The sequence below is a fragment of the Chryseobacterium daecheongense genome, from assembly GCA_027920525.1.
Taxonomy (GTDB): domain Bacteria; phylum Bacteroidota; class Bacteroidia; order Flavobacteriales; family Weeksellaceae; genus Chryseobacterium; species Chryseobacterium proteolyticum.
In genome coordinates this window covers 436,537-451,488 of record CP115858.1, presented here as the reverse complement: position 1 = coordinate 451,488, position 14,952 = coordinate 436,537, and the positions used below count along the sequence as shown (strand labels likewise).

The window sequence follows — 14,952 nt, the reverse complement described above, 5'->3', positions numbered from 1 at the left end:
TCGGGATTATAAAAGCAGTGTAACAAAAATAAGACTCCCTTACTTTTTATTAAAATAAATTGCATAGAATAAAAAGTCACAATATGTAGAAATAATTCTACATTAGCTATAGATTTTATTGGAAACCGGTAAGCAACCACAAACAATCATATAAAAAATTCTGAAAAAACTTTTTCCATCATTATTTATGTATTTTGGTCAGATTTTTGAAGTGAAAAATTTAAATACAAATGATAAAATTAGTTTAAAAAATTCTAAACAAATTAAAAACTATTGCCAGATTATGATTTTTGAAGATGAATCCCACTACCAATTGCAGGATAAGCATAATTTATCATTTGTGAAAAATATCATTAATTTCCATGGAGATAAATCTCTTATATTAAATTCTCTGCAGAAAATAAGGAATTGTACTTTATGCGAAATGAAGAAAAGAATCATTGATAAATATATTAGCGATTACTCCGTTCACCTCAGTCAAGATATTGAAACAGAAGAGTTTCACACCATCAAGGAAGTGTATAAGCTTTCGCCTTCTTACGCGAGGCAGTCCTATCAAAAGGTATTAAAGGAAAACGAATATTTGCAGAGACTTCTTTCCTCATTGAACATAGATTGATTAATGGGTATATCTTATTCTTTCTTCTTCAAGATCAATTCTCATCAGATGCTTTCTGATAATGTCTTCATCATAGCGGTCACCATGATTCTGATCTACCAGCCAGGTCCGTTGTTGGTTTAGGATATCCATGTATGCAGATTTAACTTCCGGAGAAATCCTGATCTGAGCATCATCACCTATTTTTCCCTGCCACTTGTCATGTATGTTTTGTAAGAAAGGACTTGTCTTCAACATTTCTCCATAATTATTCGTGATATGTTCAAGCGTATATTGAGCCATTTCTCTTTTAATCTGTTCATCGGCTTCTTCATCCGGAAGATGATCATTAAAGGAGGGCATATTTACTTTTCTGATTATAAAAGGTAAGGTCAGACCCTGAAGCAGTAATGTGGTCAATATAACAATGAAAGTAATAAATAAAATCAGGTTACGCTGAGGAAAATCAGGACCACCAGGGTATAACTTAATGGGTATTGAAAGTGCTGCTGCTAAAGAAACTACCCCACGCATTCCCGTCCACCCCATGATTAATGGAGCTTTGAATCCGGGGCTTCTCTTATCCGCTACCGTAATATAATTTCTGGCAATAAGAGTAATGATCACGGCTCCGTAAGCAGACAAAATCCGGACAACAATCAACACACCCGTTATTAAAAGGCCATATCCTATTGCTGCAGATAGACTTACTCCTTCCAGTCCTGAAGTAATTTCAGGAAGGTCTAATCCGATCAGCACAAACACCAAACCGTTTAATACAAAGGCAAAACTTTCCCAAACATTGATTCCCCGTAAACGTGATGAAGCACTTAATACACGATGCCTGTGATTAGAGAGTAGCAGGCCGCCGCTCACGACCGCAAGTACACCGGAACTATGCACTTCTTCAGCACAGATGTACATAATGTAAGGGGCTACAATTGTAAGAATGGTATCCATATTGGCATCTGTAGGCAGGTATTTATGGCACTCCATGAAAATCCATCCTATGACCAGGCCGATTCCGAGTCCTCCTACAACCATCCAGGAAAAGCTTAACGCCGCTTCATGCCATACAAATTGTCCGGTAGCTACAGCTACCATTGCAAAACGTAATATAATAAGAGAAGAAGCATCGTTTAAAAGGCTCTCTCCTTCCAGGATTGATGACATCCTTTTGGGAACTTTCACAAATTTAAGAATGGCACCTGCACTTACAGCATCCGGCGGAGAAACAATTCCTCCCAGCAAAAACCCTAATGCCAAAGAAAATCCGGGTATGAAATAATTCGCTACAAAAGCGACGGAAATTGCAGTAAGAAAAACAACAACGAAGGCAAAACTTCCGATAATGCGCCGCCATTTCCATAATTCCTTCCAGGAAATAGACCAGGCTGCTTCATAAAGCAAGGGTGGAAGAAAAATGATAAAGATAAGTTCCGGATCCACCTTTATGGCGGGAATACCGGGAATAAAACTAATCAGTAATCCTGCAATTACCAAAAGAACAGGATAAGCCACCTTTATTTTATTGGCCAGCATTATAAGTAATACGATAGCAACAATAAGTGACAGATAAAAGGGGAAATTTTCAATCATTTTATCATGTTTAGAAATACAATGATAATGATTTGCTGACTTTTAATCCAAAAAAAATTGAATTTATAAAACGTTTACAAGAGGTCATTCCTTAAAAAATCTAACATTTGTTTCTATTTCATCGCTTTTAAAACCGTAAAACAGAAATCACTGTTGATGATAAGAATTCCTTGGTCCGTTGATATTATTTAGAAGATATTCAAATTTAAAAAAGAGCTTTTTTAATCAGAGTGTGAAGAATATATTTTTCATGATCGCTTATAACGATTTATATTATCAAAAATAAACGTTTTTCAAATTGAAAATTTATCTGGAAATTTGTATAATCCTTTATGGTTATGAAGTAAAGGAATATGTATCCCATGAACTTATCTGAAAAAGCAGAAAGAAAAAGCAAACGTTTTCATTACATTAAATTATGTATTTTTCTTTCCGGATTATCTGTATTTGCCCAACTTTATCTTTTCCAACCATTGCTTCCTTTGGTAGCAGATCATTTCCATACGACCGTAGGAGACAGCTCTTTGCTCGTTTCTTCTTCTACAATAGGAATGGCAGCAGGCCTTTTTTTCTTTGCTTTTAATGCAGACAGCTATTCAAGAAAGGGATTAATGGCATTTTCCCTTCTGTCTTCAGCTGTTCTCACTATTATTTCGGCATGGATTCCAAGTCTTACCGTATTGATATTCATTGGCATTCTAAAAGGTTTTGTGATTTCCGGTGTGTCCGCGGTAGCTCTGGCCTATCTCACCGAGGAGGTCCATACATCTGTGGTTGCCCTGGCTATCAGTATGTATCTTAGCGGGAATACAATAGGAGGAATGAGCGGAAGAATATTGGCGACACTTCTTTCAGGAGAATTGGGTTGGCAGAAAGCGGTCCTGATCATAGGCATCGAGAGCCTTATCCTGGGCTTACTATTCTGGAGGCTTTTTCCCGGATCAAAATTTTTCAATCCGCAAAAAGTAGATTATCACCTTAAAATAAAACAGATGAAGAGATTCCTTACAGACTCTTATATGCTAAGGTTGTATTTTGTTGCGGCGCTGTTGATGGGAGCTTTTGTAAGTGTATATAATTATCTTACATTCCGTTTGGAAGCCGCTCCATTCTCGCTCAATCATTTTTATATTGCATTTATATTTTTGATGTATACATTCGGAGTGTTCGGAACGATGATAACCAGCCGTTTATCAAAGAGAACGGAACAGAAGAATATTCTGAAAGGATCAATATTATTTATGATTGCCGGCGTTATTCTTCTTCTTTCGGAAAATATCTACATTGTTATTTTCGGACTCGGATTATTTACACTTTCTTTTTTTGCGGCCCATACTATGGCGAGCCAAATGACAGCGCTCCGTGCAAAAGAAGGAAAATCTTCTGCAACTTCTATGTATTGGCTATTTTATTATTTTGGTTCCAGTATTCTAGGGAGTGGCACCGGTTATTTACTACACGGCACTTCGTGGAGTTATTTTATCATATTCCTTATTGTAGCTATACTTACAGCCTTTCTGCTTGCATCCTTAAAATTTAACAATATCCACAAAGTATCGTAAGTAAAAATCATTTATTTCAAGTAATATTTTATAATTCATAAATATTAACCTAATACATTAACATATATTTAAATAAAATATATTCTGTCAGGCATAGTATTTGCAACTCTATTTATTAACACACATCATTTTTAATAACCTCCTTAACACTAAATATTATGAACGTTGCAGACTTAAAGATTAGAAATTTAGTTGAGTACAAAAATCAAATTTTCACAATCACAGAGATCTTCCAAAATAATGCAAAAGATTATTTTGTAAAAATTGAAAATGATATCCAAAGTATCTCTGCCCCGGCTGATGCCATCAATCCAATCCAGATCACTGAAGAATGGTTGGAAGAATTCGGTTTTTCAAGAACATACAGTTCTGAACAACGCATCCGGTATGAGCGACCGGAAGAGTTTATTAAATATGACATCGATCTGAGCCCCAAAAAAATCGTAGAAGGTTTAAAGATCTACGGCAACTCAATCCGGTGCAGATACATTCATGAGTTTCAGAATATTTTTTCATGCCTTTTCGGAAAAGAGGCCTTTACACGAATGCAATATCACCAATAATGTAAACATAACAACTATATATAAATCCACAGCTTTCTGAAGCTGTGGATTTTTTTGTTTCTGTTTTATCCCATTTATTTTCTTAAAGGCTTAAATGCCGACCGGAGTTCCTGTGCAAAAATCTGGGGCTCTTCCCAGGATGCAAAGTGTCCTCCTTTTGTAACTTCATTAAAATACATCAGGTTAGGATATGCCTTTTCTGCCCATGTTTTGGGAGCCTGATAAATTTCTCCGGGAAATACAGTAATGGCTACAGGAACTTTGATGTCTCTTGTTTTCTGCTCTACGACATTAAAATTGTTATTATTATTTTCCCAGTATAGTTGTGCAGATGAAACAGCGGTATCCGTGAACCAATATAAACTGATATCATCAAGCATCTCATCTTTCGTCAGGGATTTTTCAGCATTTCCACCACTGTATGTCCATTCATTGAATTTATCCAGGAAAAAAGAGGCTAATCCTGCCGGTGAATCTGTTAGTCCATAACCAAGTGTCTGAGGACGTGTTACCATCATTGCAGCATAACCACCGCCGCGGGTATATAATTTATTCAATGAGGCAAAAGCTGCTTTTTCTTTTTCTGACAGACTTTCAGGGGCCGGGCCTCCCGCTTTTAGAATATCAGCTATTTCTGCAGGCACAGTTGCAGGCATATTGACATGGATTCCCAGAAGCCCTTCCGGAGCCTGACGGCCCATCGCATCGGCAATAACCGCACCCCAATCTCCTCCCTGGGCTACATAATGATGATAACCCAGACGTTTCATCAGAACATCCCAGCTTTTGCCTATCCTTTCAACACCCCAACCTGTTGTTTTAGGTTTTTCTGAAAACCCGTAACCAGGCATAGAAGGAATTATTACATCAAAAGCGTCTTCAGCTTTTCCACCATATTTTACAGGATCTGTAAGAGGTTCAATGGCTTTTAACTCTTCAAATACAGACCCTGGCCAACCATGCGTAATAATCAAAGGCATTGCATTTTTATATTTCGACCGTACATGAATGAAATGAATATCCAACCCATCTATTTTAGTTATATACTGTGGATAGGCATTTAGTTTATTTTCCGCCTTATGCCAGTCATAACTATTTCCCCAGTATTTTACAAGATCCTGAATCTGGTTCAGTCTTACTCCTTGTGACTGGTCTGTTACCGTCTCTTTACCTGGCCATCTGGTCGCATTGATCCGCTGGCGAAGTTCTTTGATGGTAGCTTCGGGAATACGTACATGGTAAGGGCGGATGGTTTCAGTTTCTTTTGTTGTATTCTGTGCAAAAGATGTTGCTGATAATAACATAAATACACCTGCTGTAATAGTCGTTTTTAAATTGTTTGCTTTTGTTTCCATTGTTTTGATTTTAAGAAGTTGATTTTTTAATTATTTTTTCGGCAAATGTATTGTGCTGCTCGTCGCAGATCAATCATCATCAGGTCCAATAAGACTAAACGAACGATAAACCGGTCATTTCAAAACTTAAAATCTACACCCGCTTTTTGAGTACTTATTCTGATCATTATTTTCAGCTCTAATCATAGTATATCCTTCAAAATTGTTCTTCCTAAAACCCCTGAAAAATATCCCTGATCCTATTTGCCCGCCTCACCCTCCAAAATGTCTGTTTCACCCTTATGAAGCTGGTAACCGAAGAAGATTCAGACTTTCTTTGCAAAGTATTTCAACAATCATTAACTAAAATTTACACTCATGAACAATGATCAAAAAACAGCAGAAATAGAAAAAGTACTCTATACTGCAAAAACAAAAACTATGGGAGGACGACAAGGCAACGCTAAAAGTGATGATGGAAATCTGGATCTGTTATTATCTCCTCCGGGATCAAAAATGGCGGGGACAAATCCGGAACAGTTATTTGCTGCAGGATGGTCCGCCTGCTATATCGGAGCTTTAGGTCTTGCTGCCAAAAAATTGGGAGTACTAATCCCTTCTGAGACTTATGTGGATGCCGAAGTAGATCTGGGAATGAATGGGGAAGACTTCCTTTTACAGGCCCGGCTTTCTATTGCTCTTCCTGGTTTGGAAAGAGAGATTGCACAGCAATTAACAGAACTCGCTCATCAGACCTGCCCCTATTCTAAGGCAATACACGGTAATATCAAGGTAAGTACTACTCTTATTTAAAAAGAAAATCCACAACATTGAAGTTGTGGATTTTTTTAGAATTTAATCAATTTCCCTTTTTAGTTTTAAGATGTAATCCATCCGATATCATCTCGAGTTCATAAACTCCTGTATCTTTGTTTAAGGTAAATATCAGTCCGTCATTTGAGGCAGGATCAAAAAAGAATGTAAATTCAGAATCAGGGACACCTTCTGAGGTCTCGCCATCTTTGTTAGTAATGTACAATTTTCCCTCCTTAGTAGTAATGACTAAATATTGAGATTGATCGATTTCGAGAATGTATTTTCCTTCATACCGCTTCATTACATTTTCAGATAGGCTAATCCTTTGTCTTTTTATTGCTCGAGGAACATGGTATGCTTTTCCCTCAAATATCTTCACAATATCTTGCGTCACCTGTTGAAAAGGAACTCCGGTGTAGTTGCTTAGAAAAATGAAATCAAATCCGGTTTTCCGGTTTTTATAAAAATAAGCCCGGTATCCAGGTCTGCCGCCAGCTTGTGCCAATACATCATTTTCGTCAAACAATTCTTTAATAAGATCTTTTTGAAGATGTTTACCATTAAAACCTTCTTGGGAGAAATGGAAAAGATCATCAATCGTTGAAGCGTAATTGCCGGTTTCAAACCGATCGAGTTCCTTTGCAGAAGCTTTAATTATTTTCCCATCTTCTATATCAAATCCATTCACAAAATTTTTAACCGGACTCTTACCATTATATTCATTGGTATTGTGAAGACCAATAGGGTCAAATATTTCTTTTTTTATGAATTTTAGATAACCCTCAGAAGCTACTTTGTTAATAATGTTATGCAATAATAAAAATCCAATATTGGAGTATAATGTCTGGGATCCGGGTTCAAATAAAAGTTTTTCCTTTTTAGCCAATTCAATGATCTGGTCACCGGATAATTTATCAAACTTTTCATAATCTGTAATTTCCCTTGGTAAGCCAGACTGATGCTGCATAAGATGGCGGATGGTGATTTTTTCTCCTTCCGGAAAACCAGACAAAAACTTTGACAAATGATCGTTAAGCGATATTTTGTTCTGTTCTACCAATTTCAGGATTCCATATTTTACAAAAACCTTTGAAACAGAAGCAATAATAAATGTACTGTTTCTATTGATCAGCATATCCTTAGGTCCGTTTTGTAAATTGTATGTTTTATTGAGAAGCACCACTCCATTTCTTGCAATTATAACATTTCCATTAAACTGCCTTAGAGCTGTAAGAGATGAAAAATATTCATCTGCTTCCTTTTTTATTGTAGTATTTTCCACACCTACATTTAGCTGCGAACCTTCCTGGCTAAAACCCAGTGAAAAGAACAGTAAAAAAAGCATCAGCGAAAATTGATATTTCATAATTATTGGTTTTTTGGTGGTAAGGCTTTACGAATAATCCGATTTAAAGTTAGAAAAATATAGTAATAAGTTTATTTTTTTTACCTGTACCCAGCCTTATCCAAATCCTCTATTTTGATACTAAAATATCTTCCTAAGCTGTATTCCATTTAAAATGGCTTCGCCTTCATGAGGAATAAAACCAACTGTTATTCCCTGTCCTCTATTTACCAAAATAGTAGTTTTTGTACTGTATGCTGTAATAGGAGCAAGATGATTATCGTCTGAAAGATTTTCAAGAAAAATAAAACCATTCAGGGAAACATCAAATTTCCGGGTATATACCAACTTATTTTCTGACCGGGTATTGCTTTCAAGGTTATACACCAGCTTTTCCTGTTCCGTAGGGGTAAGGAGCTCCGCAAAGTGCAGTGTAATTTCGTAAAGTCCGTCAGGGACATCAGCTTTAAAGCTTTTCAGACCAACACGCTGTGTTTCATACATTGCATCATAAGCAGTTCCCAGTATATTTCTTCTTGAACCGTACTTTTCACTTTTTTCATCTTCCCGATACACTTTTCCGCCTACATATCCCCAGCTTCCCGGTTTATACTCCTGCTCAGGCACCCAGCTTTCTTTCGTTACTTCATCTTCAAACATTCTCTGATCTCCCAAACTTACATTTAAAGTTGTAAATGTATTTTCCGTATTTTTCAACTGATTGGCAATTACATGAAAATCAATGGCTATAAGATCTTCGTCACCTCTGTCCGTAACAGCTTTGAGGGTGTTAAGTCCATTTTTAAAACTGCATGCAAAGACAGCTTTCCCGTCTTTCACATTTTGTATGTCAATCAATTGTCCGTTATTCCAAAGCTTCACTTCTTTCTGATTGCTATACACTGTTACCGGTTGAGTGGCTTCTGTATTACTTCCGGGGTCCGCCTGCTGTGCCCGGTACAACCAGTCCGAGCCTCCAATTTTCACAAAAGGCTGTTGAGCCAATGCTGCTTTGTATATGAAATAGCTGTCTTTTGGTTTTCGGTCCGTCGTAAGTAATCCTTTGTTGTTAATATGAGGAACGGCTTCCTGACGGCTTTCGTTTCCAAACTCGGCAAGATTCCATACAATAGCACCTGCAATGAAGGGGTATTTTTTAATGATCTTAAGATAGGATTCATGATAAAGATTAGCATATTCCTGGGTTTTATCAAAAATCACAGGGCTGAAACTGTGAAGCCGGTAATCTGAATCTGCTCCGAACTCGGAAATAATCAAAGGTTTTAAAGGAAATTCTTTATGATGCTTTAAAACAAAAGTTTCAAAGTCTCCGAATTTCCCTCCATACCATCCCTGATATAAATTCCATCCCGCGATTTTAGGTATATCGATAAGTCCAACTTTTTTGTACAAATCGAAATCTCCGTGAAATGCAATCATAGTATATCTTTCCCTATCTTCATCCTGGCAGAGATTTTCCATTTTCAGAGCAAGCTCATGAAGATTTTTCCAATACTTTTCTCTTTCCGGTGTTTTGTCCTTATACAAGGGCTGAATAAGAACTTCATTCATATAGCTCCATATAATTACACTGGGATGATTATAATTCTGCCGTATCATTTCACGTTGCATATCGAGCATATTATGAGTGTAGCCTTCACTTTCGGTGATCTGATTGTTACCCGGCGTTTCCACAGCAGTTAATATTCCAAGGCGATCACATGCTTCCATAACAGCAGGATCCTGGGGATAATGAGAAACCCTTAAAAAATTTCCACCCATATCCTTCAGCCATTGCACATCATTGATATGCAAGGCGTCGGAAAGAGCAGATCCCATGCCTTTAAAATCCTGATGCCTGCTTGCTCCCATAATTTTATAGGGTTTACCGTTCAGGTAAAATCCTTTTTCAGCATCGAAATGATACCATCTAAAGCCTAAAGGATTGACCACCTCGTCATATACGATCTCATTTTTTGCATCTCTCAATACATTCACAACTTTATACAGGTAAGGATTTTCAGGACTCCATAAATTTGGTTTTTTAATGTTTTTTACCTGAACCGTAAAGCTTCCACCCTTATCAGGATCCGTTTCAGAAACGGCGACCTCTTTGCCTTCTTTATCATAAATCGTTATTGTAATTTTAACCTTTTTGCTAACAGAAACTTTCCCCCTGATCTGAACACTGGCAGATTCTTCACTTACGGAAGGAGTAGAAATAAATACACCGCTACTTGCATAATTATCCATATCGAAATGGTTTTTGTCTACTGCAATGAGATAGACATCCCGGTAAATACCACCATATACGCTGAAATCTCCTCCAAGCGGGGGAATATCAGGATCATGGCTGTTATCCACTTTTACCCTGATTGTATTTTTTCCTTCGTTTAAAAGGCTGGTAATATTGAAACTAAATGCAAGATAAGATCCTCGATGTACCCCCGCCCTTTTACCATTTACAAATACTTCTGCAACCTGGCTGGCCCCTTCAAAATAGAGGTATATGTTTTTATCCTTCCAACCCTCAGGAATGTACAATTGTTTCTGGTACCATCCTATTCCCCGATAGTACCCGGGTTCATCATCCATAACATCTTCAGCATTCCATGTATGGGGAATATTTACCTGCTCCCAATATCCTTTTTTATTATCATCTTTTTCAGCTCCTCTGTGAAATTGCCTGGAAGTATTAATACTTTGCTTGATCCTTTGTGAAAAAGACACAAACGGAATTAATGACAGGAATACTATAATCAGATTTCTTATCGAATAGGTCATACTTCGGGATTTTGAAAATAATTATTTGTTACAATGTAATTATTGTCTCAAATACAGACAAATACAAATTTAATAGAAATTATCGTGCTTTAGTTTTTTTTCTTTCTTTTGGTTAATTCACATTTGAATATAAAAACCATTCTTATATTCCATTGTAAGACATTCCAGATGCTCTTACTTCAAGTCCTATTCATTTAATTAAAAAACAACTTTATTTGTTTATAATTACATTAAAATTTAAACATAAAACTCACATATTATTAATAATTTATTAAAGCAACGTTCATCTTAATTTCAACCCGTTCCAAGGTTTAGGACCTATTTTTACACTGAGAATTAATATACTAAAGTGAAGAAAATTTTAACGTCTGTTCTATTGTGTGCATCCATCTATTTTTATGCACAATCCGGGACCGTTTCCGGAAATATCAATGATGATTCGAAAATTACATTACCGGGAGCAAAGATCTCCCTTGTACCTGGAAATATTTATACTACATCGGATGAGCATGGAAATTTTGTTTTCCTGAATGTTCCTGCGGGAAATTATACAATGAAGGTAGATTATATGGGATATGGCAGTAATGAGTACAACATTGTGGTGGAAGCAGATAAAAACACCAGACAAAACATCATTTTTGCCAGAAAAGAAACCCAGATTAAAGAGGTTGTGGTAACCGGGGCCACTTTACGGAACCAGGCCAGAGCCCTGAATAAACAAAAGAATAATGCCAATATTACCAATGTGATCTCTTCTGACCAGATTGGGCGTTTTCCGGATGCCAATATTGGGGATGCTTTGAAAAGAGTTCCTGGAATTACGATACAGAATGACCAGGGGGAAGCAAGAAATCTTATCATCCGAGGGCTCGCTCCCAATCTGAATTCGGTGACTTTAAACGGTGACCGTATCCCATCTGCAGAAGGTGATAACAGAAATGTTCAAATGGATCTGATTCCGTCCGATATGATTGCAACAATTGAAGTCAACAAAACATTGACGCCGGATATGGATGCGGATGCAATAGGTGGATCTGTAAATCTTATTACAAGAGCTTCACCTAACGGGCAAAGAATTTCCGCAACATTAGCAGGCGGATACAATCCGATTCGTGAAAAGGGAAATTATACCGCAGGCTTCGTATATGGAAACCGCTTTCTGAATAAGAAACTGGGTGCCGTTTTCAGTTTTTCCTATAATAATAACAATTTCGGATCGGATAATATAGAACCCACCTGGAGCCTTGCCGAAGATATTGCAAAGACAGCCTATGTCAGTAAAATGGGAGTTCGTTATTATAATGAACATCGTATACGACATAGTTTTGACCTGAATATGGATTATGAATTCAATTCGAAAAACAAAATTTATGCTTCTGCAATGTATAATTTCAGAAATGATAAGGAAAACAGATATGCTTTGGGCTACAAAATAAAGCCTGTATATAATACGGATGAAACTGAAATCACAGGATGGAGCGGAAGTATTACGAGACAAGATAAAGGTGGAGATGCTGCTAACGATAATACGCGTCTTGAAAAACAGAAAGTTCAGAACTATGCATTAAGAGGAGAACATCTCCTGGGTTCCAAAATTGATCTGGACTGGTCTATGAATTATGCTACCGCCAGTGAAAAAAAGCCTCATGAACGACATATAGAGTTTGAACGTAAAAACGTAAATTTCCTGAGTGACCTCAGTGATCCGGAAAGACCAATGATCAATCCTGCAACAGCAGATAATCTCGGGAGTTATAAATTAAGTGATCTTTCTGATTCCAACAGTTTCACTCAGGAAAAGGAATTCGGAGCAAAAGTAAATCTACGTTTCCCACTTTCTGTGATTGAGGATCAGAAAGGAAGATTACGTGTGGGAGCGCGTTTACGTATAAAACAAAAAGAAAGAGAAAATGATTATTATGCTTTTGAACCGCTTAACAGTTTGGGAAGTCTTTTAACGGTTCCAACTACCTATTTTGATGGCCATAACTTTCAGCCGGGTAATTATGTTCCGGGGACTTTTGTAAGTACGTCGTACATGGGAGGACTGGATCTGTTCAATCCCAATCTATTTAAAGGAGAACTTAAGCCGGAAGAATTCCTTTCCAGTAACTACCGTGCAAAAGAGCATATATATGCCGGATATATCCGATGGGATCAGGATTTCAGTAACAAATTCTCTATGATTGCCGGTGCACGTCTTGAAACGACCACAATTGATTATACAGGAAACTATGTATTGGATGAAGAAAATCTTGTAGGAAAGATCAATAATAAAAACACATACACTAATATTTTACCTAATATCTCCTTCAAATATGTTCCGGAACAGAATCTTGTTCTCCGGGCTGCTTTTACTACGGCTTTGGCACGTCCTAATTATTATGCACTCGTACCTTTCTTAAACGTTATTTCGGCAGATGAGCTGATATCTGCAGGAAATCCAAATCTTAAAGCAACGTATGCGTATAATTTCGATTTCATGGCAGAAAAGTACTTTAAATCAGTGGGGATTCTTTCAGGAGGTGTCTTTTATAAAAATCTGAAAGACTTTATTTATACCTATTCCAGAAAAAACTATACAGCGGCGGATTTTTCACAAGATTTTACAGGTCAGACCAATCCTATTCCTGACGGAGAGAGTAACTGGAGATTTACGCAACAAAGAAATGGTGATAATGTAGACATCTATGGTTTTGAGGTCGCTTTACAGAGACAGCTGGATTTTATTCCGGGGGCATTCTGGAAGGGTCTTGGAGTGTATGTTAATTACACCTATACTAAATCCAAAGCCAAAGGAATTACCAACGAAGAAGGTGTGGAAAGAACAGATGTAGGATTACCGGGAGCAGCTCCCCACATGTTCAACGGATCTCTGTCGTGGGAAAATAAACGTTTTTCAGCAAGGGTTTCTATGAATTATGCATCTTCTTATATTGATGAACTGGGTGGAAATTCGTTCGATGACCGCTATTATGACAAGCAGTTGTTCCTTGACGCAAATGCCTCATTCAAAATTACCAGCCAGCTGAGAGTATTTGCTGAAGCCAATAATTTAACGAATCAGCCGTTAAGGTACTATCAGGGAATTCAAAGCAGAACAGCTCAGGTAGAATATTACAGGCCCCGGTTTACGATGGGTGTAAAGTTTGATTTTTAATGTTATACAGAATGATAAAGATAAATACACGTGTTGCTCTCATCATGTTACCTTTGCTCATTAATTGTGCAGGACAAAATGAATTGGGAAAAAAAATAGAACCAACTGTTATTACAGAACAGGTCGGTTATGATACCGATGACCCGGCTATCTGGATCAATCCGGAAGATGCTTCAAAAAGCATTATCATAGGTACCGATAAGGATACCAATGGCGGGCTGTATGCTTTCGACCTGAATGGAAAGATCATTAACAAAGTTACGGGCTTAAAACGTCCGAATAATGTAGATCTCGAATATGGATTTTATTTACACGGAAATACAATAGATTTTGCTGCCGTTACAGAAAGGGAAACGAATACAGTTAGACTTTATTCTCTTCCTGAATTAAAGGAAGTTGGTGCATTCCCTGTTTTTGATGGTGAAAAAGAACGATCTCCCATGGGAATTTCTCTTTATAAAAACCCTGAAACAGGCGATTTTTTTGCTGTTGTCGGAAGAAAATCCGGACCGGCAGATGGCTATTTGTGGCAATATAAATTAACCGAAAAAGAAGGGAAAATTACGGGCGAGGTTGTACGGAAGTTTGGAAAATACAGTGGCTTGAAAGAAATAGAAAGCATTGCGGTGGATGATGAAGCAGGATATATTTATTATTCTGATGAACAATTCGGGGTGCATCAGTATTATGCAGATCCATCTAAAGGAAATGAGGAACTTCTGGTTTTCGGAAAGGGTGATTTCACATCTGATGTGGAAGGAATTTCCATCTACCCTACTTCTTCAAAGAATGGATATATCCTTGTTTCCAACCAGCAAAAAGATACTTTCAATGTCTACCTGAGGGAAAATCCGTCAAAAGGAAAGATTGCAGAAATTCCGGTTTCAACCAGTGAAAGCGATGGTTCGGAGGTTACAAACGTAAACCTTGGTCCAAAGTTTCCAAAAGGGATGTTTGTAGCAATGAGCAACGGAAAGGTTTTTCATCTGTATGACTGGAGAACGATTGAAGATAGAATTAAAAGCCAGATGAAGAACTGATTTTCAGTATGGATAACTGATGTAAAATATATTCATCATTGAAATACCACGGTTGAAATCTATTTTTAATATAGAAAAACAAGAAGCCTTTACTATTACGTAAAGGCTTCTTTCCACCAAAAGATATAAATATGAAAAAAAAATATTTATT

At 37.2% G+C, this 14,952-nt stretch carries 10 protein-coding genes; 6 read left to right on the top strand and 4 right to left on the bottom strand.

The genetic code is table 11. The annotated features are described in order from the left end of the window. The first annotated feature begins 283 nt into the window (after positions 1-283). Entirely contained in the window at positions 284-619 is a 336-nt protein-coding gene (locus tag PFY10_01720) for a hypothetical protein (protein WBV57159.1), read from the top strand. Here the strand turns inward: PFY10_01720 and PFY10_01715 are convergent, their stop codons facing one another. Beyond that, on the bottom strand, positions 620-2,197 hold the full coding sequence (locus PFY10_01715; protein ID WBV57158.1) for a Na+/H+ antiporter: 1,578 nt from the start codon (positions 2,195-2,197) through the stop codon (positions 620-622). It lies immediately after the preceding gene. A gap of 362 nt (positions 2,198-2,559) precedes the next feature. Between PFY10_01715 and PFY10_01710 the strand changes: the two genes are divergently transcribed. After that, positions 2,560-3,759 carry an MFS transporter gene (locus PFY10_01710; protein ID WBV57157.1) on the top strand — a complete coding sequence of 400 codons (1,200 nt, stop codon included), beginning with the start codon at positions 2,560-2,562 and terminating at the stop codon, positions 3,757-3,759. A 158-nt stretch (positions 3,760-3,917) separates the two neighbouring features. Continuing rightward, positions 3,918-4,322, top strand: coding sequence for a hypothetical protein (locus PFY10_01705; GenBank protein ID WBV57156.1), 405 nt, complete (start codon positions 3,918-3,920; stop codon positions 4,320-4,322). A gap of 74 nt (positions 4,323-4,396) precedes the next feature. Here the strand turns inward: PFY10_01705 and PFY10_01700 are convergent, their stop codons facing one another. Further along, entirely contained in the window at positions 4,397-5,677 is a 1,281-nt protein-coding gene (locus tag PFY10_01700; GenBank protein ID WBV57155.1) for an epoxide hydrolase, read from the bottom strand. Between the two features lie 357 nt (positions 5,678-6,034). Between PFY10_01700 and PFY10_01695 the strand changes: the two genes are divergently transcribed. Beyond that, the gene (locus PFY10_01695) at positions 6,035-6,469 is read left to right on the top strand and encodes an organic hydroperoxide resistance protein (protein ID WBV57154.1); all 435 of its coding nucleotides are present in this window, start codon (positions 6,035-6,037) and stop codon (positions 6,467-6,469) included. Positions 6,470-6,515: 46 nt separating this feature from the next. On the opposite strand, the gene PFY10_01690 is transcribed toward PFY10_01695, so the two are convergent. Both PFY10_01690 and PFY10_01685 read right to left on the bottom strand, forming a co-directional pair. Beyond that, on the bottom strand, positions 6,516-7,838 hold the full coding sequence (locus PFY10_01690) for a serine hydrolase (protein WBV57153.1): 1,323 nt from the start codon (positions 7,836-7,838) through the stop codon (positions 6,516-6,518). A gap of 120 nt (positions 7,839-7,958) precedes the next feature. Further along, positions 7,959-10,601 carry a malectin domain-containing carbohydrate-binding protein gene (locus PFY10_01685; GenBank protein ID WBV57152.1) on the bottom strand — a complete coding sequence of 881 codons (2,643 nt, stop codon included), beginning with the start codon at positions 10,599-10,601 and terminating at the stop codon, positions 7,959-7,961. Positions 10,602-10,950: 349 nt separating this feature from the next. Here PFY10_01685 and PFY10_01680 point away from each other — a divergent pair, with 349 nt between their 5' ends. Both PFY10_01680 and PFY10_01675 read left to right on the top strand, forming a co-directional pair. Continuing rightward, a complete protein-coding gene (locus PFY10_01680) occupies positions 10,951-13,761 on the top strand; it encodes a TonB-dependent receptor (protein ID WBV57151.1) in 2,811 nt (936 codons plus the stop codon). An 11-nt stretch (positions 13,762-13,772) separates the two neighbouring features. After that, complete coding sequence (locus PFY10_01675; GenBank protein WBV57150.1) at positions 13,773-14,801, top strand: phytase; 1,029 nt, start codon at positions 13,773-13,775, stop codon at positions 14,799-14,801. The last annotated feature ends 151 nt before the right edge of the window (positions 14,802-14,952 follow it).